15 protein-coding genes are annotated in these 23,004 nt (G+C 75.8%); 5 read left to right on the plus strand and 10 right to left on the minus strand.

Translation table 11 applies throughout. From position 1 onward, the window contains the following. Positions 1-108 precede the first annotated feature (108 nt). Positions 109-2,238 (plus strand): S9 family peptidase, encoded by a 2,130-nt coding sequence (locus ATJ88_RS01725; protein ID WP_245852058.1) that lies wholly within the window; start codon positions 109-111, stop codon positions 2,236-2,238. A gap of 410 nt (positions 2,239-2,648) precedes the next feature. Here the strand turns inward: ATJ88_RS01725 and ATJ88_RS01730 are convergent, their stop codons facing one another. Further along, positions 2,649-3,287, minus strand: coding sequence for a TetR/AcrR family transcriptional regulator (locus ATJ88_RS01730; RefSeq protein WP_098462330.1), 639 nt, complete (start codon positions 3,285-3,287; stop codon positions 2,649-2,651). A gap of 144 nt (positions 3,288-3,431) precedes the next feature. Between ATJ88_RS01730 and ATJ88_RS01735 the strand changes: the two genes are divergently transcribed. Both ATJ88_RS01735 and ATJ88_RS01740 read left to right on the plus strand, forming a co-directional pair. After that, positions 3,432-6,341: an MMPL family transporter gene (locus ATJ88_RS01735; protein WP_098462331.1), complete on the plus strand. Its 2,910-nt coding sequence runs from the start codon at positions 3,432-3,434 to the stop codon at positions 6,339-6,341. After that, a complete protein-coding gene (locus tag ATJ88_RS01740) occupies positions 6,338-8,821 on the plus strand; it encodes a YhgE/Pip domain-containing protein (RefSeq protein WP_098462332.1) in 2,484 nt (827 codons plus the stop codon). The genes ATJ88_RS01735 and ATJ88_RS01740 overlap by 4 nt, the downstream gene beginning before the upstream one ends. Here the strand turns inward: ATJ88_RS01740 and ATJ88_RS01745 are convergent, their stop codons facing one another. After that, positions 8,822-9,034, minus strand: a complete 213-nt coding sequence (locus tag ATJ88_RS01745; protein ID WP_141538587.1) for a hypothetical protein — start codon at positions 9,032-9,034, stop codon at positions 8,822-8,824. 180 nt (positions 9,035-9,214) lie between these two features. Here ATJ88_RS01745 and ATJ88_RS01750 point away from each other — a divergent pair, with 180 nt between their 5' ends. Beyond that, positions 9,215-10,279 carry a chymotrypsin family serine protease gene (locus ATJ88_RS01750; protein ID WP_098462334.1) on the plus strand — a complete coding sequence of 355 codons (1,065 nt, stop codon included), beginning with the start codon at positions 9,215-9,217 and terminating at the stop codon, positions 10,277-10,279. Between the two features lie 4 nt (positions 10,280-10,283). On the opposite strand, the gene ATJ88_RS01755 is transcribed toward ATJ88_RS01750, so the two are convergent. Then, positions 10,284-11,030 carry a GntR family transcriptional regulator gene (locus tag ATJ88_RS01755; protein ID WP_098462335.1) on the minus strand — a complete coding sequence of 249 codons (747 nt, stop codon included), beginning with the start codon at positions 11,028-11,030 and terminating at the stop codon, positions 10,284-10,286. Between the two features lie 58 nt (positions 11,031-11,088). After that, positions 11,089-11,535, minus strand: coding sequence for a PTS sugar transporter subunit IIA (locus ATJ88_RS01760; protein WP_098462336.1), 447 nt, complete (start codon positions 11,533-11,535; stop codon positions 11,089-11,091). A gap of 114 nt (positions 11,536-11,649) precedes the next feature. Here ATJ88_RS01760 and ptsP point away from each other — a divergent pair, with 114 nt between their 5' ends. After that, positions 11,650-13,323, plus strand: a complete 1,674-nt coding sequence (gene ptsP, locus ATJ88_RS01765) for a phosphoenolpyruvate--protein phosphotransferase (protein ID WP_098462337.1) — start codon at positions 11,650-11,652, stop codon at positions 13,321-13,323. Here the strand turns inward: ptsP and ATJ88_RS01770 are convergent. The 6 genes from ATJ88_RS01770 to ATJ88_RS01795 form a co-directional block, all read right to left on the minus strand. Further along, positions 13,304-13,576: an HPr family phosphocarrier protein gene (locus ATJ88_RS01770; protein ID WP_098462338.1), complete on the minus strand. Its 273-nt coding sequence runs from the start codon at positions 13,574-13,576 to the stop codon at positions 13,304-13,306. The two genes, ptsP and ATJ88_RS01770, sit on opposite strands and share 20 nt — an antisense overlap. 52 nt (positions 13,577-13,628) lie before the next feature. Further along, a complete protein-coding gene (locus tag ATJ88_RS01775) occupies positions 13,629-14,921 on the minus strand; it encodes a DUF2254 domain-containing protein (protein ID WP_098462339.1) in 1,293 nt (430 codons plus the stop codon). Between the two features lie 98 nt (positions 14,922-15,019). Beyond that, positions 15,020-18,352, minus strand: coding sequence for a S8 family peptidase (locus ATJ88_RS01780; protein WP_098462340.1), 3,333 nt, complete (start codon positions 18,350-18,352; stop codon positions 15,020-15,022). Beyond that, positions 18,349-18,624, minus strand: coding sequence for a hypothetical protein (locus ATJ88_RS01785; protein ID WP_098462341.1), 276 nt, complete (start codon positions 18,622-18,624; stop codon positions 18,349-18,351). Before ATJ88_RS01785 ends, ATJ88_RS01780 begins: the two co-directional genes overlap by 4 nt. Positions 18,625-18,667: 43 nt before the next feature. After that, complete coding sequence (locus tag ATJ88_RS01790; RefSeq protein WP_098462342.1) at positions 18,668-22,144, minus strand: ATP-binding protein; 3,477 nt, start codon at positions 22,142-22,144, stop codon at positions 18,668-18,670. 42 nt (positions 22,145-22,186) lie between these two features. Further along, the gene (locus tag ATJ88_RS01795) at positions 22,187-22,930 is read right to left on the minus strand and encodes a TetR/AcrR family transcriptional regulator C-terminal domain-containing protein (RefSeq protein WP_098462343.1); all 744 of its coding nucleotides are present in this window, start codon (positions 22,928-22,930) and stop codon (positions 22,187-22,189) included. Positions 22,931-23,004: the final 74 nt, after the last annotated feature.

The raw sequence follows: 23,004 nt of genomic DNA on the forward strand, positions 1-23,004 counted from the left end.
GGACGGCCCTGCGGCAGCATGCCGGCGCACCGCCCTGGCGCGGGTCGCGCACCGGGCTCCCGGGAATCCCCGAGAAGGTCACCGGGCCGGTGTGGTAGACCCGGAGGCGTGACCGACGACACCCCGGCGGAGACCCCGCCCACCCCGTTCCACGACCTCGACGCCTACGTCGCGCTCGGCCGCGCCGGCGGCCTGACGCTCGACCCGACCGGCACGCGTCTCGTGACCTCCGTGCAGACGCTCGACCCGGAGCGCACCGGCTACCGGACGGCCCTGTGGGAGGTGGACCCGGCGGGCGAGCGCCCCGCGCGGCGCCTCACCCGCAGCGCCCAGGGCGAGGCCGGCGCCCGGTTCGCCGCCTCCGGCGACCTGCTGTTCACCTCGGCCCGTCCCGACCCCGACGCTGGCAAGGACGCCGGGGAGCCGAAGGCCGCGCTGTGGCTGCTGCCCGCCGACGGCGGCGAGGCGCGCGTCGTCGCGACCGCACCGGGCGGCGTCGGCGGGGTCGTGGTGGCCCGCGACGCCGACGTCGTGTCCGTGACCGCGCCCGTGCTGCCGTCCGCCGAGGGGCTGACCCAGGACGCCGAGCTGCGCAAGCAGCGCAAGGACCTCGCCGTCGACGCGATCTGGCACGCGGGCTACCCGGTGCGGTTCTGGGACCACGACCTCGGTCCCGACGCCGACCGCCGCTTCGCGTTCTCCCTGAAGGACACCGAGGACGTCGCCGACGGCACCGCCGACCTGCGCCAGCTCACCGGCGCCGGCCGCGAGCTCGACGAGGCGAGCGCGGCGCTGTCCCCGGACGGTGCCACGCTCGTGACGTCGTGGACCGTCGCGGACGCGGGCGCGGCCCGTCGCGGCACCCTCGTCGCGATCGACACCGCCACCGGGGAGCGCCGCACCCTCGTCGACGACCCCGACGCCGAGGCGGGCCACCCCGTCGTGTCCCCGGACGGGCGGCACGTCGTCTACGTGACGGAGTCGATCACGTCGCCCACCGAGTCGCCGGTGGTGCGGCTCGGGCTCGTCGCGCTCCACGGGTCCGGCGAGCCGCAGATCCTCGCCGACGACTGGGACCGCTGGCCCACCGCCGCCACCTGGCTGCCCGACTCGTCGGGCCTGCTCGTCACGGCCGACGAGGACGGCCGCGGGCCCGTGTTCCTCGTGGCCCTCGACGCGGACGGCGCCGCCGTGACCGTCGAGCGGGTCACCGCCGACGCCGCGACGTTCTCCGACGTCGTCGTCGCCCCCGACGCGTCCGCGTTCTACGCGCTGCGCTCCTCCTACGCGGCCCCGGCCGCCCCCGTGCGCGTCGACCTGGCCGCGTTCGTGGCGTCCGGAGAGCCGGGGGAGCGCGAGCCCGTGGAGGCCGTCGCGCTGCCCGCGCCCGTGCCCGCCCCGGAGCTGCCCGGCACGCTCGCCGAGGTCGAGACCACCGCGGCCGACGGATCACGCGTGCGCGCCTGGCTCGCCCTGCCCGCCGGCGCGTCGGGGGCCGACCCGGCACCGCTGCTCCTGTGGATCCACGGCGGCCCCCTCGGCTCCTGGAACGCCTGGTCGTGGCGCTGGAACCCGTGGCTGATGGTCGCCAAGGGCTACGCGGTGCTGCTGCCCGACCCGGCGCTGTCCACCGGCTACGGGCAGGAGTTCGTCCAGCGCGGCTGGGGTGCCTGGGGCGACGCGCCGTTCACGGACCTCATGGCGATCACCGACGCCGTGGAGGCGCGCGACGACGTCGACGCGACCCGCACCGCCGCGATGGGCGGCTCGTTCGGCGGCTACATGGCGAACTGGGTCGCGGGGCACACCGACCGCTTCAGGGCGATCGTCACGCACGCGTCCCTGTGGGCGCTCGACCAGTTCGGCCCCACGACCGACGCCGCCTGGTACTGGGCGCGCGAGATGACGCCCGAGATGGCGGAGCAGCACAGCCCGCACCGGTACGTCGGCGACATCCGCACCCCGATGCTCGTCATCCACGGCGACAAGGACTACCGCGTGCCGATCGGCGAGGGCTTGCGCCTGTGGCAGGAGCTCCTCACGCGGTCGGGCCTGCCGGCCGCCGACGACGGCACCACCGTCCACCGGTTCCTGTACTTCCCGCAGGAGAACCACTGGGTGCTCAAGCCTCAGCACGCGAAGGTCTGGTACGCCGGCGTGCTCGCCTTCCTCGCGGAGCACGTCCTCGACGTCCCCGCCGGCGAGGGGGACACCGTCCTGCCCGCCGTCCTCGGCTGACGGACCCCGCGAGTCAGCGCGGGACCGGCGAGCGAGTTCGTTCCGGTGGTCACGTGGGGTTCCGGACGGTGGAGGGGGATGCGCGTCGTCGCGTTCACGGGCGCAGGGCGCCCTCCACTTCGGGGATGACGACGACGCGCCTCCCCCTCCACCGTCCTTCGCGGGCACCTGACCTGCGCTAACTCGCGCTGGTGAACGCTGACTCGCGCTGATGAACGCTGACTCGCGAGTCAGCGCAGGTTGCCGCGAGTCAGCGCAGGTTGCCGCGAGTCAGCGCAGATTGCCGCGACTCAGCGCAGGTTCCCGCGGGTCAGCGCAGGTTGCCGCGACTCAGCGCAGGTTCCCGCGGGTCAGCGCAGGTTGCCGCGACTCAGCGCAGGTTGCCGCGGGTCAGCGCGGATTCGCGCGAGTCAGCGCGGGGTGATCAGCAGGTCGACGAGGCTCTCGAGGCGGGTGGCGGACTGCTGCTCGGGAGGAGCGCCGAGGACGGCGCAGCGGGAGCCCGCGACCTCGGCGTCGATGAGAAGGTCGACGGCGACGGCCGTGTCGACGGTGAAGCGGAGCCCGAAGCGCTCCAGGAGCTGGTCGAGGACGGCGCCGACCTCGGCGCGCAGACGCTGCTGGGTGGCGAGGTACTCGGGTGCGGCGTCGGCGTCGCGCATGGCGAGGAGCTCGAACTCGGCGTTCATGAGGCACCAGTGGCGGTGCGCGGGCTCGTCGAGCTCGAACGACGACAGGACGCGGCGGACGGTGTCGCGGAACCCCTCGGGGGTGGCGACGGCGTCGGCGTCGATGGACGCGGTGAGGTCCTCCAGCGCCTGGAGGTGCTCGCGGGCCTTGCGCTCGAACAGGGCGTGGAAGAGCTCTTCCTTGGACGCGAAGTTGGAGTAGAAGGCGCCGCGGGTGAACCCGGCGGCCTCGCAGACGGCCTCGATGGAGGTGGTCTGCACACCGGCGTCGGCGAAGACGGTGAAGGCGGCGTCGAGGAGCCGTTCGCGCGTGCGCTCGCGACGGGGGGAGCGCACGCTGGTGGCGTGCTCGGTGGTCACACGGGCCTCCTTCGGGGTCTGGCTGTGGCCCAACTCTAGCCAATGCACGGATGTATCCGATACGTTCGTGCATCGGATACAGTGCCGTATCGAATCGCCCTGATCGCTCGATCGATCGTCCGCACGACCTCCCCGGGAGAGCCTGTGTCCTCCGCCCTCTACTCGCTCGGCCGCTGGGCGGCCGACGCCCGACGCCTCGTCGTCGCGGCCTGGATCGGCGTCCTGGTGGTGGTCGGCGGTCTCGGCGGCATCGTCTTCCAGGGCTTCGACAACTCCATCACCATCCCCGGCACGGAGTCGCAGGAGGCCCTCGACCAGCTCGCCGCGACGTTCCCCGAGGTCAGCGGCGTCTCCGCGCAGGTCATCGTCGTGGCGCCCGAGGGCGGCAGCGTCAAGGACCCCGACGTGCGCACCCCGGTCGAGTCGGCGGCCGGCGCCTACGGCGACCTCGACGAGGTCGTCGTCGTCTCCACCCCCTACGACGACCAGCTCAGCGCCCCCGTCAGCGACGACGACCGCGCCACGATCGTCCAGATCCAGCTCGACGGCGACGCGTTCGCCATCAGCGACGCGACCAAGGACGAGCTGCACGACATCACCGACCAGCTCGCGCAGGACCTGCCGGCGGGCTCCCAGGCCGCCCTGGGCGGCCAGCTCTACGCCAACGAGCTGCCCGCCCTGAGCGTCACCGAGGCGATCGGCGTCGTCGTGGCGCTCGTGGTCCTCATGGTCACGCTCGGGTCGTTCGTCGCGGCGGGACTGCCGCTGCTGAACGCGCTGCTCGGCGTCGGCGTGTCGATGCTCCTGCTGCTCGCCGCCACCGTGTTCGGGCCGATCAACTCCACGACGCCCATGCTCGGCCTCATGCTGGGCCTGGCCGTCGGCATCGACTACGCGCTCTTCATCGTGTCCCGGCACCAGGAGCTGCTGCGTGCCGGCGTCGAGGTGAGGGAGTCGGTCGCGCGGTCGACGGCGACGGCGGGGTCGGCGGTCGTGTTCGCCGGGCTCACCGTGATGATCGCGCTGGTGGGCCTCAGCGTGGCGGGCATCCCGTTCCTCGCGATCATGGGCATCGCCGCCGCGGCGTCGGTCGGCATCGCCGTCCTGGTGTCCCTCACGCTGCTCCCGGCGCTGCTGGCCATGGCGGGCGACCGGCTGCGCCCCAAGCCCCGCAAGCCGCGCCGGGCCGGCAAGGGCCGCCGTCAGGCCGCCCCGACGGACGCCCACGAGAGCCGCTTCTTCACCGGCTGGGTCAAGGCCGTCACCAAGGTGCCGGTCGCGACGATCCTCGTCGTCGTCGTGGCACTCGGCGCGCTCGCCGTGCCCGCCCTGAACCTGCGCCTGGCGCTGCCCGACGCCGGCTACCTGCCGGAGGACAACGAGGCCCGCCAGACGTACGACCTGGTCGCGGAGTACTTCGGCGACGGATTCAACGGCCCGCTGGTCGTCACCGGCACGATCGTGGAGAGCACCGACCCGCTGGGCCTCATGGACGACCTCGCGGACGAGATGCGCTCGCTGCCGGGTGTCGCCGACGTGCCCCTGTCGACGCCGAACCAGGCGGCCGACACCGGCATCATCCAGGTGGTGCCGACCGGTGCGCCGGACTCGGAGGAGACGAAGGCGCTCGTCACCGAGATCCGCGACCGGCACGACTACTACCAGGAGAAGTACGGCGTCGACCTGTCCGTCACCGGGTTCACGGCCGTCGGCATCGACGTGTCCGACAAGCTGGGCGAGGCGCTGCTGCCGTTCGCGCTGGTCGTCGTCGGGCTGTCCCTGCTGCTGCTCATGATGGTGTTCCGGTCGGTGTGGGTGCCGGTCAAGGCGACCGTCGGCTACCTGCTGAGCGTGGTGGCGGCGTTCGGCGCGGTGTCGCTCGTGTTCGAGTACGGCGTGTTCGCGGACGCCCTGCACGTGACCAAGCTGGGCCCGGTCATCTCGTTCATGCCGATCATCCTCATGGGCGTCCTGTTCGGCCTGGCGATGGACTACGAGGTGTTCCTCGTGTCCCGCATGCGCGAGGACTTCGTCCACAACGGGCGGCGCGCACTCCTGGCCGTCACCACCGGGTTCCAGGGCGCGGCGAAGGTCGTCACGGCCGCCGCGATCATCATGTTCTCCGTCTTCGTGGCGTTCGTGCCCGAGGGCGACATGACGCTCAAGCCGATCGCGCTCGGCCTGGCCGTGGGCGTCGCCGTCGACGCGTTCGTGGTGCGCATGGTGCTCGTGCCCGCCGTCATGGCGCTGCTCGGGGACCGCGCGTGGTGGATCCCGCGCTGGCTCGACCGGGCGCTGCCGACGTTCGACGTCGAGGGCGAGGGCGTGGCCAAGGAGCTGCGGCTCGCGACCTGGCCGGGGGAGCGCCCCGACGGGCGCGCGGACGTCGTCGCGGTGAGCGACCTGGAGGTCGCGGGGCCGCGCGGTCCCGGGCTGGGGGAGCCGCCCGTGGTCGGTCCGGTCAGCGTGCGGCTCGCCGCCGGTGACGCGCTGGTCGTCCAGGGGGACGCCTCCGCTCCGGTCAGCGCCTTCGTCCTGGCCGTCGCGGGCCGCCTGCCCGCGGACGGCGGGGTGGCCAAGGTGGACGGCCTGGTGCTGCCGGAGCGTGCGGCGACGGTGCGCTCCCGGGTCGCCCTGGTGGACGCCGAGGACCGGGACGGCGACCCCGCCGCCGCGGTCCGGGCCGCGGTCCGCAGCGGCGTGCCGGTGGTGGTCCTCGACCGTGCCGACGTGGTCACCGGGCGCGAGCACCGGCAGGCCCTGGCGGCCGCGCTGGGCGGCGCGCAGGCCGCGGGGGTCACGCTCGTGATCGGCTCCACCGGTGTCTCCGCGACCGACCTCGTGCCCGACGGAGCGCCCGTCCTCGACGTCGGGCCCGGGTTCGGCGCCCCGGCACGGCTGCGCGGCGGCGAGGTGCCGCCGCCGCTGCCACCCGACCCCGTGCACCACGACGACCTGATCGACGACCAGACCGACGACGACGCGGCGGGCACGCCCGTCGACGCCGCCGGGGCGACCGACTCCCCGACGACCACCCAGGAGGTGCGGGCATGAACCGCGTGAGGCAGAACCCGTGGGCGGTGGCCGCCGTCGTCGCTCTTCCCCTGCTGGTCCTGGGCATCCTGCTGGCGTCGCTGTGGGACCCGATCGACCGGCTGGACACCGTGCCGGCCGCGATCGTCAACTCCGACGAGCCGGTGGAGGTGGACGGGCAGACGGTGCCGCTGGGCCGCCAGCTCACCGCGGGCCTCGTGGCCGGCGCGGAGGACTCCGACGTCAACTACGACTGGACCATCACCGACGCCCAGGGCGCGAAGGACGGGCTGGCGGACGGCACGTACGCGGCGGTCGTGACGATCCCGGAGGACTTCTCCGCGGCGGCGACGTCGTTCGGGTCCGACGACCCGACCGACGCGCGGCAGGCGACGATCGACATCTCGACGCCGCCGGGCGGCCGGGTCGTGGACGACGCGCTGGCGCGGATCGTCGCGACGACGGCGACGTCCGTCATGGGCTCGAGCCTCACCGAGTCGTACGTCGACAACGTGCTCATCGGGTTCAACCAGCTCTCCGACGGGATCGGGCAGGCCGCGGACGGCGCCCACCAGCTCGCGGACGGTGCGGACGACGCCGCGGACGGCGCGGACCAGCTCGCGGACGGCGCGGGCCGGCTCGCGGACGGCGCGGACCAGTACGCGGCCGGCGTGGACCAGGCCGGGGACGGTGCGGACCAGCTCGCGGCCGGTGCGTCGCAGTACTCGGCGGGCGTGGGCGAGGCGGCGGACGGCGCCGACCAGCTCGCCGCCGGCGCCGACGAGTTCGCCGACGGGGTCTCCGCCGCCGCGGGCGGGACGGAGCCGCTCGTGGACGGCGCGCAGCAGGTCGCCGACGGTGTCGCGGGAGTCGCGGACGGCGCGGTGCCGCTCGCGGACGGTGCGGAGCAGGTCGCGGGCGGCGTCGCCGGGATCTCCGGCGGCATCCGGGAGACCGCCGACGGTGCGCGCGACCTGGCCGACGGCGGGTACGAGCTGGCGGACGGCGCGGACGACGTCGCCGCGGGCGTGGGGGCGCTGGCCGACCAGGCCGGTGCGATCGACGAGGACCTGCCCTCCGAGGGCGAGATCCAGGCGGGGCTGGACGAGATCGCGGCCGGTTACGAGGAGAATGCGGCGGGGGTCGCCGACGCGCTCGACCAGGCGTCCACCGCGCTGGGCTGCGACGTCGACCCGACCACGGAGGCGTGCCGGCAGCTCGCCGCCGTCGAGGCGAGCCTGGAGAGCCTGTCGGACGACGTCACCGGTGACTTCGACGAGTTCTCGGACGCCCTGCTCGGGGCACGCGGCCAGCTCACGCAGCTCGCGGACGGCACGGCCCTGCTCGCCGCGGGCGCCGAGGGCGTCGCGACGGGCACGCGCGGCATCGCGGACGGCAACGCCGACCTGGCCGACGGCCTGGACGACCTCGCCGACGGCAACGACCAGGTCGCGGCGGGTGCCGCCGGGGTCGCGGACGGCGTCACGCAGCTCGCGGACGGCACGGCCCGGCTCGCACCCGGCTCGCAGGGCGTCGCGGACGGCGTCTCGCAGCTCGCCGAGGGGCTGGGTCGGCTCGACACGGGCGCGCAGGGGCTCGCGACCGGGGTGTCCGGCCTCGCGGACGGTGTCGGGCAGCTCGACACGGGCGCGCAGGGCCTGGCCACGGGCGCGCAGGGCCTGGCGTCGGGCTTCGTCCAGCTCGAGTCGGGTGCGACGGGGCTGGCGACCGGTGCGGAGGGCGTGGCGGACGGCTCGACCGGCCTCGCCGACGGCGTGGGTCAGCTCGCGTCCGGCACCGGTGACCTGGCCGACGGGCTGGACCAGACGGTGGACGGGATCCCGACGTACAGCGAGTCCGAGCGGGAGAACCTCTCCTCGGTGGTCGCCGACCCGGTCGCGGGCCCCGGCGTGGACGGGCTGTCCACCGGTGCCACCGGCCCGCTGTTCGCGGTGGTGGCGCTGTGGCTGGGCGCGCTGGCCCTGCTGACGATCTTCCCGCCGGTGGTGGGCCACGCGCTGGGCTCGACGCGCTCGGCGCTGCGCCTGACCCTGGAGGCGGGTGCCGTCCCGGCGGCGATCGGTGCGGGGACGGGTGCCCTGGTCGGCGCGGTCCTGGCAGCCGTCGAGAGCGTGTCCGCGGGCGGCTGGGTCGTCGCGATCCTGGTCGGGGCCCTGGTGTCGGTGACGTTCGTGGCCACGCACCTCGGGTTCCTCGCCTGGCTGGGGAACGTGGGTCGCGGGATCAGCCTGCTCATCGCGGTGCTGCTCATCGGCACGGCCGTGGTGGCCACGGTGCCGGCGGTGCTGGTGGGCGTGGCGGACTTCCTGCCGACGGGCGCCGGGTCGGACGCCCTGGCGGCGGTCGTGGTGCCGGAGGTCGGTGGCCTCGGGGGTGCGGTGTCGCTCCTGGTGCTGTGGACGCTGGTCGGGCTGGGCCTGGGCGCCGGTGCGGCGGCCCGTGCCCGCCGGACGCGGGTGGGTGCGCTGCTGCGCGGCTGATCAGCGACGCCGCGGCAGCGGCCCGCCCGGCCGGAAGGCGGGCAGGCCGCTGCCGGTGGCCTGCTGCCAGTGCGCGACGAACGCGGCGTCCGCCTCCCAGCGGGCGCCGCGGTCGGTGTGCGCGACCTGCCGGTACGCCAGCAGCGCCGGCAGGTCGTGGGCGAGGGCCCAGCGCACCGCGGCGTGCACGTCGTCGATGGTCGTGTGTCTCACGCCCACAGAGAGTCCGCCGGGCGGGTTTCGTGACGCGGCGCGGGCGGGGAATCACCCGAAACACCTCAGAAGTTCCTCAAACGGTGCCGGTGCGGAACGGTGCCGTGCCCGGTACCCGTCCCGCGGCGTCACGGCGCGTTCGCCGCGACGACGTCGGAGGTCTCCGCCAGACTCGCGGGCATGGACCTGACGGAGGCACGCGAGACCAAGGCTCAGCTCACCGACTACGCCCGTGACCTCGCCGAACGGTACGGGGTCGGCGTCACCGCGCAGGCCGCGTCGGACGCCCCGCCCGCGGACGCCGTGCGCGCGCCCACCCTGGCGCTCGGCCTCGCGCCGACCGACGAGCCCGGCACGTTCGCCATCGCCGTGCGCTACCGCCTCGGGGTGCCCGCGGCCCGCGCCGTCGTGCGCCGCGTCGCGGCCGAGGTCGGCGCCGTCGACGTGCGCCGCACCGGACGCATCCACCGGCTCGACGGCGGCCCCTCCGCACGCGACCGCGCCCTCGCCCCGCAGCCGCCGGTCGCCACCGCCTACGCCCTCGGGGAGACCGGCCGCGTGCGTCCCCTGCGCCCGGGGGTGTCGATCGCCCACGTCGACGTCACCGCCGGCACCCTCGGCGCCTTCGTCCTGGCCGACCCCGACCGTCCCGGTCGCGTCCCCCTGCCCGACGTCCCGGCGGGCGTCTACGCGCTGTCCAACCGGCACGTCCTCGACGGGGCGCCCGGCGACGGAGTCCTGCAGCCCGGGCCCGCGGACGGCGGCTCCGACCCGGCCGACCGCGTCGGCGTCGTCGGGGCGGTCGTACCGCTCGCGCGCGGGGAGCGGGCCACCGTGGACGCCGCCGTCGCGCTCCTCGACGACCCGGAGGTCGACGCCACCTACCCGGTGGGGCGCGTGACGACCACCGCCGCCGCGGTGCCGGGCGACGCCGTGGAGAAGGTGGGCCGCACCACGGGGCACACCGTCGGCCGCGTGACCGCGATCGAGATGGACGACGTCCTCGTCGGGTACGGGCCGGAGCTCGGGGTGCTGGCGTTCGACGACCAGATCGAGGTGGAGTCCACGCGTCCCGGGTCGTTCTCCGAGGGCGGCGACTCGGGGTCGCTCGTCTACCGGGCCGACGGCGTCGCGGTCGGGCTGCTGTTCGCGGGCTCGGAGACGGGCGGCACGGACGGGACCGGCCTGACCTACGTCAACCCCATCGGGAGCGTGCTGGACGCCCTCGGCGTGCGCCTCCTCTGACGGGTCAGGCGCCGACGGGCCCGGTGGAGCGCGCCTCGTCCAGGGGCACGAACACCGAGTAGCGGTCGCCGCGGAACGACGTCAAGGAGTGGATGAGGGGCACGTCGTGGGCGAACGTGCGCCGGTCCACGCGCAGCACGGCGCGCGGGCCGGTCATCTCCAGCAGCGCCGCCTCCTCGGCGGTCGCGTCCGCGGCGGAGATCGTCTCGGCGCCGTCGGTGGGCGGGTGCCCGTAGGCCCGCAGCGCGCCGTCGAGCGACTCGGGCACCCCGCCGTGCAGCAGGTGCGGGGCGAGGGCGACGGGGATCCACGCGTCCTCCACCGCCCAGGGCTCGCCGTCCGCGGTCCGCAGCCGCTGCACGCGGTACACCAGGTCGCCGGCGTCGAGGGCGAGGGTGTCCGCGACGGCGTCGGGGGCGGGGACGGTCACCGCGACCAGCACCCGCGAGCCCGGGGTCATGCCGCGTCGGCGCACCTCCTCGCCGAACGTCGTGATGCGCATCTGGAAGTCCGCCCGCGGGGGCGCGACGAACGTCCCGCGGCCCTGCGCCCGCACCAGCAGGCCCTCGGCGACGAGCATGTCGACGACGTGCCGCACGGACGTGCGACCGATGCCGAACCGGGCGGACAGTTCGCGGTCCGAGGGGAGGAGGTCGCCCACGGCCCGTTCGTGGACGAGGTCGACGAGGTGGGCGCGCACCTGGTCCGACCGGTGCGGTGCCGCCGGGGAGGTGCCGTCCGGCGCCGTCATGGTTCCCTCCCGGCAGGTCGCTGGTCCGTCGGTGCGCAGTCTGCCAAACGGGGCGGGCTCAGCCCACGCGCAGCAGGGGGTCGCCGGCCGCCACCACGCTCCCGGGCGCGGCCAGCGGGGTCATGGCACCGGCGTCGACCTCCAGCACGACCACCGGGCACACCGTGGCCCGTCCGCCCGCCCGGACGGCGCCCGGGTCCCACGTCACCAGGACCTGGCCGGCGGTGACGTGGTCGTCCTGCGCGGTCCGCACGTCGAACCCGTCGCCGCGCAGCTGCACGGTGTCGATCCCGAGGTGCACGAGCACCGCCCCGCCGTCGCCCTGCACGACGAACGCGTGCGGGTGCAGGGACACCACGCGGCCGTCGACGGGTGCGACCGCCACGCCGTCGGCGGGCTCCACCGCGACGCCCGGCCCCACCATCTGCTCGGCGAACACGGGGTCGGGCACGTCGGCGACGTCGACGACGGTCCCGGCGACGGGGGACAGGACGGTGAGCGGCACGGTTCCTCCTGCGGTGCGGGGTACGACCTGTTGACACGGGCTGCACCATCCACCACCCTGCCAGCCAGGGGGACGTGCGCGCGTGCGCCACCCCGGGACGGGGAGGTGGGCGGTGTGAGCACGACCCTGACGGGGGCGGCCGTCAGCCCCGGCCGGGCCGCCGGACCTGCGGTGACGATGCCGGACCCGGTGCCGGAGCCCCGGACCACGCGGCTCGCCGGGACGGACGTCGACGCGGGCGTGGAGCGGCTGGGCGACGCCGCGCGGACCGTGCGGGACGAGCTCACCGAGCGGGCCGCGGCGGCCACGGGCACGGCCGCGGACCTGCTGGCCGTCACCGCCGCGATGGCGGCCGACCCGGCGCTGGTCGCGGACGCCGAGCGCCGCATCCGCGTCGACCGGCTCACCCCGGAGCGCGCCATCTGGGACGCCGCGCGCGGCCTGGCCCGCCAGCTCGAGAAGATCGGCCCGCCCCTGTCCGAGCGGGCCCGCGACGTCCTCGACGTCCGCGACCGCATCGTCGCCGAGCTCATCGGGGTGCGACCGCCGGGCGTGCCACGCCCCGACCACCCGTTCGTCCTCGTCGCCGACGACCTCGCGCCCGCCGACACGGCCACGCTCGACCCCGCCGTCGTCCTCGGCGTCGTCACCGCCGGCGGCGGCCCCACCTCGCACACCGCGATCCTCGCCCGCGCCCTCGGCATCCCCGCCGTCGTCGCCGTGCGCGGCGCCGAGGAGATCGTCGACGGCGAGACCATCCTGCTCGACGGCGGTGCCGGTGTCGTCGTCCGCGACCCGGACCCGGTGACGGTCACCGCCGCGCAGCAGCGCGAGGCCGCCCGCCGCGCGTTCGACGGCACCGGCCGCACCGCGGACGGCACCCGCGTGGAGCTCCTCGCGAACGTGGCCGACCCGGCCGGCGCCCAGGCGGCGACCGAGGCCAACGCGGAGGGCGTCGGCCTGTTCCGCACCGAGTTCTGCTTCCTGGGCCGCGGCAACGAGCCGGCCGTGTCCGAGCAGGTCGCCGCCTACCGGCGCGTCCTCGCGTCGTTCCCCGGCCGCAAGGTCGTCGTGCGCACCCTCGACGCGGGCGCCGACAAGCCGCTGCCGTTCGTCACGTCCGACGGCGAGCCCAACCCCGCGCTCGGTGTCCGCGGCCTGCGCACCGCCGTGCGGCGCCCCGCCGTCCTGGACCGGCAGCTCCAGGCCATCGCCACGGCCGCCGCCGCCGAGAACGCGGACGTGTGGGTCATGGCCCCCATGGTGTCCACCGCGGCCGAGGCGCGGGAGTTCGTCGCGGCGTGCGCCGGGCACGGCCTGCGCACCGCCGGCGTGATGATCGAGGTGCCCGCCGCCGCGCTGCGCTCCGCGTCCGTGTTCGAGCACGCCGCGTTCGGCAGCCTCGGCACCAACGACCTCGTGCAGTACACGATGGCAGCCGACCGCATGCTGGGCGACCTCGCCACCCTGTCCACGCCCTGGCAGCCGGCCGTGCTCGACCTGGTCCGCGCCACCTGCACCGGCGCCGCCGTCCACGGCCGTCCGGTCGGGGTGTGCGGCGAGGCCGCCGCCGACGCCACCCTCGCCCCCGTCCTCGTCGGGCTCGGCGTGCGGTCCCTGTCGATGACGCCGCGGGCGCTCGCCGACGTCGCAGCCGTCCTCGCGCGCGTCGACCTCGACGAGTGCCGCCACCTCGCCGACCTCGCGCTCGCCGCCGACGACCCCGTCGCCGCCCGGTCCGCGGTCCGTGACGCGATCCGGCCGGTGCTCACCGACCTGGGTCTGTGAGGAACTCCTCCAGCGCGTCGAGCGCGGCAGCGGCCGTGGCCGGGTCGGCGTCGTCCGCGGCGTGCAGCACGACGGCGGTCCCGGCGTCGGCGCCGAGCGTCATGACGCCGAGCACGCTGGCGGCGTCCACGGGCTCGGCCCCCTGCCGGGAGATGCGCAGCGCGATCCCCTGATCGGCGGCCAGTCGGGCGAACCGGGCCGCGGTGCGGGCGTGCAGGCCCTCCGCGATCCCCACGACGGTGTGGCGTTCCATGGACGCATTGTGCCCGAGCGTGCGCGCCCGGTCCCGCCGGGACGACCCGCCGTCAGGACGACGGCCGCTCCGCGGGGGCGAGGGCGTCCGCCAGCGCCTCGAGCCGGTCCAGCACGTCCGGCGCGTCCACGACGCCCGACCCGTCCGCGACGGCGTCCCGCAGGGCGAGGACCTGGCCGTGCAGGGCCTCGCGCACGGACGGGCGGTTCGCCGACCGTTCGAGGCGCCCGAGCAGCCGCAGCGCGGCGTCGAGCGTGACGGGCGCGCCGAGGGCGTAGGTGCGCACCGCCGTCACCACCGACGTCACCAGGTCCTGGGCGGTGGGCCACGGGACGACGAGGCGGAGCACGCCGTCGTCGTCGGTGCGTCCCCACGGGGCGGGGGCCCGCTCGACGACCGTGACCAGCCCCTCGCCCAGCGCGTCGAGGGCGGACGCCGCGGTGTACGGGTCGTTCGTGCCCGGCGACAGGGCGCGGACCGCCATCTCGGTGAGGTCCTGCACGGCGAACGCGACGTCCTGGTACGGGGTGCGGGACGGCCCGGTCGTCACGTGGTCGTGCACGGCGTCGGTGAGCTCGTCCACGTCGCCGCGCACCCGCGCCAGCGGCTCGCCCGCGACCAGGTGGGACCCCGGGCCGACCAGCAGGTCGACGCGGCCCCCGGCCTCGGCCGCCCGGCGCACCAGCGCACCGCCGTCGACGTGCTGCACGTAGCCCGAACGGCGCGCCGTCACCACGGTGCCGCCCCCGGCGGGGTCGGCGTCGACCTGGTCCGGCCCCCGGTCCGCGGGGAACACGACCTCGACCGCTGCGACGAGTTCGTCGCGCACCCGGTGCTGGAGCGTCGTCACCTGGACGGACTGCGCGATGTGGTGGATGAAGAACACGAGCACGGCGACGTTCACCACCGCGAGCACGATCGCGACGTGCACCGCGACCGTGGGCACGAACGCGCCGGTCCCCTCCGAGTGCACGTCGCCGAGGACGACGAGCGCGTAGAGGAACGTCGCGGTGAACACGGCGAGCACGGCCTGGTTGGCGCGGTCCGCCATGAAGTTGCGGACCAGGCGCGGCCCGTAGGCCGACGACGTGGTCGCCATGACGGAGATGGTGATGGAGAACGACGTCGCCGCCACCGTGAGGACGGACCCGGCGATGGCGGTGAGCACGGCGCGCCCGCCGTCCGCGCTGAGGGTGTCCATGAGCGGCAGGTCGGTGAGGCCGGCGTCCTGGAGAGCCCGGTCCAGCGCGACGACGCCCTTGGCCGCGACGAGCGCGAGGACGCCGAGCACGGCGGGCAGGAACCAGAACGACTCCCGCGCCCGCGTGACCCACCTGGTGACCATGGGCTCACGGTACGGGGCGGCCCGCCGTCGCGCCGGGGGCACGACGACGGGGCACGGCGGGAGACGTCCCCGCCGTGCCCCGCCGTGCGGGACGGTGCTCAGTCCATCGTCACCGCGCGCAGCAGGGTCTGGTCGACCGCGGTGCCGGTCGCGTCGGTCGCCGCGAGGCGGAAGCCGACGACGTCACCCGCCTCGAGGTGCTCCTCGCCGATGACCATCTGGCCCGACGCCGTCACGGACTTCGGGTTGACCTTGGTCCAGGTCGCCCCGCCGTCCGTGGTCCACGCCGCGGCCGTGACGGTCGCCTCGCCCTCGGCACCCAGGACCTCGACGCCGACCCGCAGCGACCGGCCCGCGTCACCGTGCCCGAGCCGGTCGGTGTTGGTGTCGTAGCGCAGGTTGAGCACGGACGACAGGGTCGGGACGGTGGTGCCGCCCTGGCCGGTGAACGTCCAGGTGGTGTCGACCTGACCGCCCGCCGGGAACGTCGACCCGGCGTCGTAGGTGCGGCGCACCTCGAACGTGGCGGGCTCGGCGTCCGGCAGCACGACCGAGTACGTGTCGTACGCCAGCGTCTTGGTCGTGAGCTTCTGGCCGTCCCGCGTGACCGCGAGCGACGCCTTGACCTGCGACGGCCAGTTCCAGTCGGCGTAGCGGCCCAGGTGCCCGCCGTCGTCCACCATGTCGTTGAGACGCAGGCGCATCTCCGACCCGAGGGTCTCGACGATCGCGTTCGAGGTGAACGGGCCGCCGTTCCAGGCCTCCGACGTCTGCTCGCCCGGCGCGTACTGGGTGAAGGTGCGGTCGACGTTCATCTCGACCTTGCCGATGCGCTGGTAGAGCTGGCGCTGCCACAGGACGTCCGGCGTCATGTAGTCCACGCGGTCCGCGGGGAGCGGCACGAAGGACGGCGAGCTGGAGTCGATGCCGACGGCACCGGGGATGCGCGGGAAGGTCAGCTCCTGCACCTTGGTCGCGACGCCGGGGCCGTCCCAGCGGTGCTCTACGCGGGCGAGCGCGGCCTGGTCCTCGGTCGTCAGGACCATCGGCTCGTCCGCGACCTCGTCGTGCACGTACCCGAGGTCGTACATCGTCGTCGTGTCGCCGGCGCGGTTGTCGCTGTCGGCGTCCGCGAGGCGCCAGTGCTCCGAGAAGACCACGGAGTCCGCGGCGAGACCGGCGGTCGGGGAGACGAGCAGGTCGTCGGCGGAGAACTGGCCGTACGCCCCGCCGCCGAGGAGGCCCGTGCTGACGGTCTGACCGTTCGCGGCCTTGCGGGCCAGGCCTGCCACCAGGAACTCGGGCCGCGTCTCCTTGCCCTCGAGGGTCACGGAGTACTCGCGGGTGTCGCGGGCGTCGAGCACCACGATGCCGGACTCGTCGATCTCGTCGGCGGTGAGCACGGCGACGGCCGCGGAGCCGTCCGCCTTCGGGACGGGGACGGTGGCGACGGCCGCGAACCGGCCGGGGTTGGCCCGCACGCTCCCCGTGCCGTCGGTGCCGGTCGTCACGACGGTCCGCTCACCGGTGTCGAGGTTGATGAGCCCGACCTGGGCGTGGACCATCGGGTAGCCGTCGGTGGACAGCACCATGGCGGTGACGATCTCGGCACGGTCCAGCGTCATCGGGACGCGCATGTCGGGCACGCCGGCGTCGCGCGGCGTGAGCGCCACGTAGCCCTCGTACATCCCGATGGGGACGCCGGTGCTGTCGACGCTCACGGTGAGCTCGGCCTCGCCGCCCGGCGCGATCTCGACGACCGACGGGCTGACCTCGTAGAGCCCGTCGGGCCCGTCGCGGTGGGCCATCGTCGACAGCCAGCCGTCGACGTCCGCGACCACGGTCTCGGACCCGGTGTTGGTGACGGTGAGGGTGCGCTCGAACTGCACGTCCTCCGAGCCGACCCGGCCCAGCGCCAGCGCCGACTCGGACGGCAGGAGCGTCTGGTCGGTCGCGGCGGGGACGTCCACGACGCCGGCACCGAGGTGGTTGACGGAGCCCTTCGGGGTGGCGGACGCGGTGAGCGCGTGCTTGATCTGCTCGCCCGTCCAGTCGGGGTGCGCCTGCGCGACGATCGCGGCGGCGCCGGCGACGTGCGGGGACGCCATCGACGTGCCGGACATGGTCGAGTACAGCGGGTCGGCGCCGTTGCCGGTGCCGGCCGCGCGGGCCGCGGTGATGAAGACGCCGGGAGCGGCGATCTCCGGCTTGATGCCACCACCGATGCGGGGGCCGCGGCTGGAGAACGCCGCGACGGTGCCCGCCGAGTCGACGGCCGCGACGGCGAGCGCGCGGTCGGCGACGGCCGGGGCGGTGACGGTCGAGATGCCGGGGCCGGAGTTGCCGGCCGCGACGACGAACAGGGTGCCGGACTCCGCGGCGAGCTCGTCGAGCGCGACGCTCACGGGGTCGCTGCCGTCGGAGGCGCCGCCGCCGAGCGACATGTTGACGACGTCGGCGCCCTGGTCGACGGCCCACGTCATGCCGGCGATGACGCCGGAGTCGCTGCCGTACCCGTCGGAGCCGAGCACGCGCCCGATGAGGAGGTCGGCGTCGGGCGCGACGCCGGTGCGCAGGCCGGGGGCGCCCGCGCCGGTGCCGGCGATGGTCGCGGCGACGTGCGTGCCGTGGCCGTGCACGTCGGTGACGGAGCCGGAGTCCGTGAAGTCGGCCGAGGCGGTCACCTGCCCGGCGATGTCCGGGTGGGTGAGGTCGATGCCGGTATCCAGGACCGCGACGTCGACGCCCTCGCCCGTCAGGCCCTCCGCCCACGCGGTGGGCGCGCCGATCTGCGTGAGGTTGGTGTCGAGCGCGGAGACCTCGACGCGGCCGTCCAGCCAGATCTTCTCGATGCCCGCGAGCGGGCTCAGGCCACGGGCGCTCGCGGTGTCCCCGGCGGCCTTGGCGGCGAGGAGGGCGCCGAGCTCGGTCGTGTCGTCCTTGGCGAGGTCGCCCGCGACGCCGTCGACGGCGGGCAGCGCCAGCGTGTCGTCGAGGGGCAGGGCGAGCCCGCGGGCGGCGCGAGCCGTGGTGTCGCGCTGGACGATGAGCGGCAGGCTGTCGGTCGCCTCGTCGGTGAACCCGTCCGCGACGAGTTCGGTGATGTTGAACAGCTCGCGGTCGAGGAACGCGCCGGTCAGCGGCGCGACGTCGCTCGGCACCAGGTAGGTGTCGCCGTCGACCTCGCTCTGCAGGAACACGACCTGCCGGCCGGTGCCGTCGGCGGGCTCGACGACGTAGGTCGTCTCCCCGGCGGCGTCGGTGCGCACGGTCACCCGGTCACCGGTGAGGAGCGTGACGGTGCTGGTGGTGACGGTCTCGGTGCTGTCCGGCGCGGCGGGCTCGACGGGTTGCGCCGACGCCGTCACGACGGGTGTGGCGAGGGCGAGGGCGAGGGCGATGCCCGCGACCCGCACATGCTTGCGTCTCATGCGGTCCTCCTGGGGGTGGGGTGGGGTGCCGTGCGGAGTCGGACGACGGTGCCGCCGGGGTCGAGCTCGGCCTGCAGGTGCTGGTGCGCGGCGCACCAGGCCACGAGCTCGGCCAGGGTGTCGAGGCCGTGGAGCCGGACCTCGAGGAGCCCGTCGGCGGGCAGCTCCGCGCAGCGACGGTCGAGCAGCGGGCGGATGCGTGCCCACGGTTCGTCGCCGGCCTCGACGACGACGGCCGCCGAGGGGGTGACGGGCGGGTCCTGGACGGACATCGGTTCCTCCTCCGATCGTTGCGAGGAGGCTAGGAGCGAGGCGTTACCCGGCCGTTGCCGAGCCGTGGGTCACGGCGCCCACGAGCTCCGCGTCGAGCCGCTCCGCCTGCGCGAGGAGCGGCGGGCACGGCATGGCGCTCGCGAGCTGGCGCGCGGCCGCGACGAGCCGGCGTGCCTCCGGGTCCGTCGGGTCCGCCGCGCTCAGGGCCTCGGCGAGCGCCAGGGTGACCCGCAGCTCGGCGGACCGGTCTCCGCGGTCGACCGCCGCCGCGCGGACCGCACGGCCCCGCGCGGCCGCCTCCGCGTGCCGGCCGAGGGCGGACAGCACCCGGACCTGCACCGGGGCGACCTCGTCCTGCGTGGCGGCGTCGTCCAGCGTCCCCACCGCCGCCCAGGCGGGGACGGGACGGCCCGCGCGCAGCTCGAGCTCCGCGGCGAGCCCGGCGGCGGCCGCCGTGACCTGCGGCCCCCCGCCCCCGGCGAGCGCGTCGACCTCCTGCAGGTGGGTCCGTGCGGCGGCGACGTCCCCCTGGGCGAACCGGACCTGGGCCAGGTCGAGGAGCACGAACGCGAGGCACCAGGTGGCGCCGAAGGGCCGGACCAGGTCGACGGCCCCCACGGCCAGGCGCTCGGCGTCGGCCGTGCGGCCCCGCAGGAGGAGGAGCTGGGAGAGGTTCCCCCGCTCGAACGCGATGCCGGTCGGGTCTGCCACCTGCTCGGCGGCGGCGAGCGCCCGCTCGGCGTACACGACGGCCTCCGTGAGATGCCCGGTGGCCCGGCTGATCTCCGCGAGGGAGGAGAGCACCCGGGTCAGCCGCTCGGCGTCGCCCGTCGGCTCGACCACGGCGAGCGCCGCCAGGCTGACCTCGCGGGCGGCCTCGAGGTGGCCGAGCATGACGAGGCAGGTGGCCTCGTTGCTCAGGGCTCGGATGAGTGCGACCGTGCCGGTGCCGCCCGCGGCCCGCGCCCGGTCGGCAGCCGACCGGGTGCTCGCCAGCCCGTCGGCGTAGCGGCCGGTGAGGAACGCCAGGACGGTGGCCGAGAGGTGGTGCTCGGCCACCGCGACCGGGTCGTCCACCGCCGTGAGGTCGCTCCGGGCGAGGAGCTCCGCCGCCTCCGTCGTGCGGCCGCCGCGTGCGTGCAGCTCGGCGAGCATGGCGATCGCCCGCACCCGTGTCGTGGGGTCGTCGTCGCCGAGGGCGTCGAGCGCCTCCTGCAGAGTCGCGGCGGCGTCGGCGTAGCGGGCGAGCAGCCGCTGCTCGACGGCGAGGTCGAGCAGGAGCGTCGCCCGGGCCGAGGAGGGACGCTCCACGGGGAGCCCGAGCGCCCGCTCCAGGTGCGCGGTCGCGGCGTCGTGCGCCCCGACCCGGGAGGCGCGGCGGGCGGCCTCGACGAGCGTCTGCTCCGCCGAGGGGTCCTCCGCCCCGAGCGCGTGCCAGGCGTGCAGGTCGAGCAGGTCCGGGCGGTGCCGGCGCACGGCGGCGAGGTGCGCGGCGTGGATCGCCCGCCGGGTGGCCTCGCCCGTGCGCTGCGCGCACACCAGGCGCGTCATCGGGTGGGCGACCGCGTACCCGAGCACCTGGCGGCCCCCGACGACGGTGGGTCGCGGCTCGACGACGCGGGCCTCCGTCGCCCGGTCGAGCGCGGCGGCGAGCGCGGCGGGCCGCGGTGCCGGGTCGACGCCGTCGCGCACGACGTCGGTCAGCTCGGGCAGCGAGGTGGTGCCCGGTCGGGCGGCGAGCACGGCGAGGACGGCCTGCACCGTGGCGTCGAACCGGTCGATGCGGGCGCCGACCAGGTCCCGCACGCCGACCGGCACGTGCTCCCCGGTCCCCGGCTCCGGCCCGACGGTGGCACGCCCCGCGGCGGCGTCCTCGGTGAGCGCCCGCGTCACCTCGAGAGCGAACATCGGGTTGCCCAGCGAGAGCGCCCACACCTGGTCGAGCACCTCGCCGTCCACCGGTCCGTCCTCGGGGGCGCCGCCGGAACCGCTGCCGGGTGACGCTGTCCCGAGCGCCGTGCGCACGAGCTCGTCGCACTCCGCCCGCGAGAGCCGCATGAGCTCGACCCGGCGGGCGTGGCCGTGCCGCACGAGGGCGTCGAGCAGGCGGCGGCTGTCCTCGTCGGTGCCGGGCTCGTCGTCGCGCAGGGTCGCCAGGACCCGCCAGCCGCCGCCCTGCGTCCGCGCCAGGTGGTACAGGATCCGCAGGGTGCCGACGTCGGCGGCGTGCAGGTCCTCGAGGACGACGAGCACGGGCCGGCCCGGCACGCCGTCGAGCAGGGTGCCGACCGCCGCGAAGAGCTCGCTGCGCCGTACGGCCGTGCTCCCGCCGGGGCCCAGGGCGGGCAGCAGCGCCACCAGCTCGGGGTACTCGGTGGCGACGGTCGCGCGGGCGGCGGCGTCGAGGCCCGCGACGTAGGAGTTGAGGGCGTCGGCGAACGGGCCGTACGGGCTGCGCACCACGGCGTCGTCGGTCGAGCCCCACAGGACGGTGCCGCCGGCGGCGCGGACCGCGCCGGCCGCCGCGGCCGCCAGCCGTGACTTGCCCACGCCCGGCTCGCCGGACAGCAGCGTCACGCGGGGTCCGGGGGTCAGCACCGTGTCGAGGGTGCGGCGCTGGGCCGGGGTGAGGACCGGCGCGGCCGCCGCGGCTGCGGCGCCGACCGGGGGCGGAGCCGCGGGCGGCGGGACCACGGGCGCCGCGGGCGGGGCGACGGGGGCCGGCGGCTCCGCCTCCGGGTCGGCCGCGGGGCGGGTGACGGCGTCGGAGTAGAGCGCGACGAGGTCGGGGCCGGGCGTCGTCCCGAAGTCGTCCCGCAGCGCCTGGACGCAGCGGTGGTACTGCGCGAGGGCCTGTCGGCGGTGGCCGAGCGCGAGGTAGGCGCGCATGAGGCCGAGGTGGGCCGCCTCGTCGGCGGGCGCCTGGTCGAGCACCGCGAGCAGCGGCGCGATGGCGTCGTCGGGGCGGCCGCCGTCGAGGTGGGCGGCGGCCGTGGCATGGGCCACCCGGTCGCGCAGGTCCGCCAGCCGGGTGCGGTGCGGCGCGGTCCACTCCGCGTGCCGGTCCTCGGGCAGGAGCTCCGCGGAGAGCAGCGCGTGGGCGACGGCGAGCCGCTCGGGGTCCCCGCGCAGCCCGTCCTCGGCCGCACGGAAGGCCTCCTCGACGTCGATGCGCACCCGGGTCGGGTGCAGGGCGAGGAGCTCGCCGTCCTGCACCACGTAGCTCGACGTGGACCGGGCGGGCAGCTCGGGCTCGACGGCGTGCCGGGCGGCGTGCAGCGCGACCCGCAGGTTGCGGCGCGCGGCGCCGTCGTCGGCGTCGGGCCAGCACGTCGCGGCCACGACGTCCCGGTGCAGGCGGTGCCCGTCGGCCAGCGCCAGGAGCTTGAGGACGGTGCGGGCGCTGGGGCGGCGCCACCGGGTGACCACGGGTGCGTCGTCGGCGCGCTCGACCGTGAAGCCGCCGAGCAGGCCCAGGGACAGCAGCGGGACGGTCGTTCCCGTCGTGTCCCCCGGCATGGGCGTATTGAAGCACGGGCGCCGGTGCGTCCCGGCGGCCGGTCAGGCGCGGGCGCGGTCGATGGCGAGCTCGACGCCGTCGAGCAGGCGCTGGAAGGTCTGCGCGAACGTGGCGTGACCGGTCTCGAAGCCGCCCGCCTCCCACACGCGCGTCATCGTGGGGTAGCGGGCCGGGTCGAACCAGGTGCCCCAGAACTCCGACATCGACTCCCAGTAGTCGTCGTTGCTGGTGCCGGTGGTGGACTTCTCCGACTGCTCGGCCACCGCGGCGCGCGCGAGCCCGCGGACGGTGGAGTCGACCAGCCCGATGACCTCGACGACGCGGTCCGCGGGCAGGCCCGCCTCGGAGAGCACGCGCAGGCCCGACTCCTCGGCGTCGAGGACGTGCGGGGCCAGCGGCAGGCGCCACATGTTGGTCTGGAGGATCCACGGGTGGCGCAGGTAGAGGTCGTGGTGCTCGGTGGCGTACCGGGTCAGCGCGGCCCGCCACGGCTCGCCCGGCTCGGGGAGCGAGAGCTCGGCGAACGCGGCGTCGATCATGAGGTCGATCAGCTCGGTGCGGCCGGGCACGTACGTGTAGATCGTCATGGCGCCGACGCCGAGGTGGCCGGCCACCTTGCGCATGGACAGGGCGTCGAGCCCGCCGTCGTGCGCGACGGCGACCCCCGCGGCGACGACGTCGGGGAGCGTGAGCGTGGCGCGACGTCCGCGGGTCGACGGCTGCGGCGGGTCCCAGAGCAGGGCGAGGCGGCGGCTGACCTCCTCGGCCGGGCGGGTGTCGGTCATGGGGTCCTCCGGGTCTTCCGTCGCTTTCCCGTACAGCGTATGCTCACGTCGTCGTTCCATTTCGGTACAACGTA

The sequence above is a fragment of the Isoptericola jiangsuensis genome (assembly GCF_002563715.1).
GTDB lineage: Bacteria > Actinomycetota > Actinomycetes > Actinomycetales > Cellulomonadaceae > Isoptericola > Isoptericola jiangsuensis.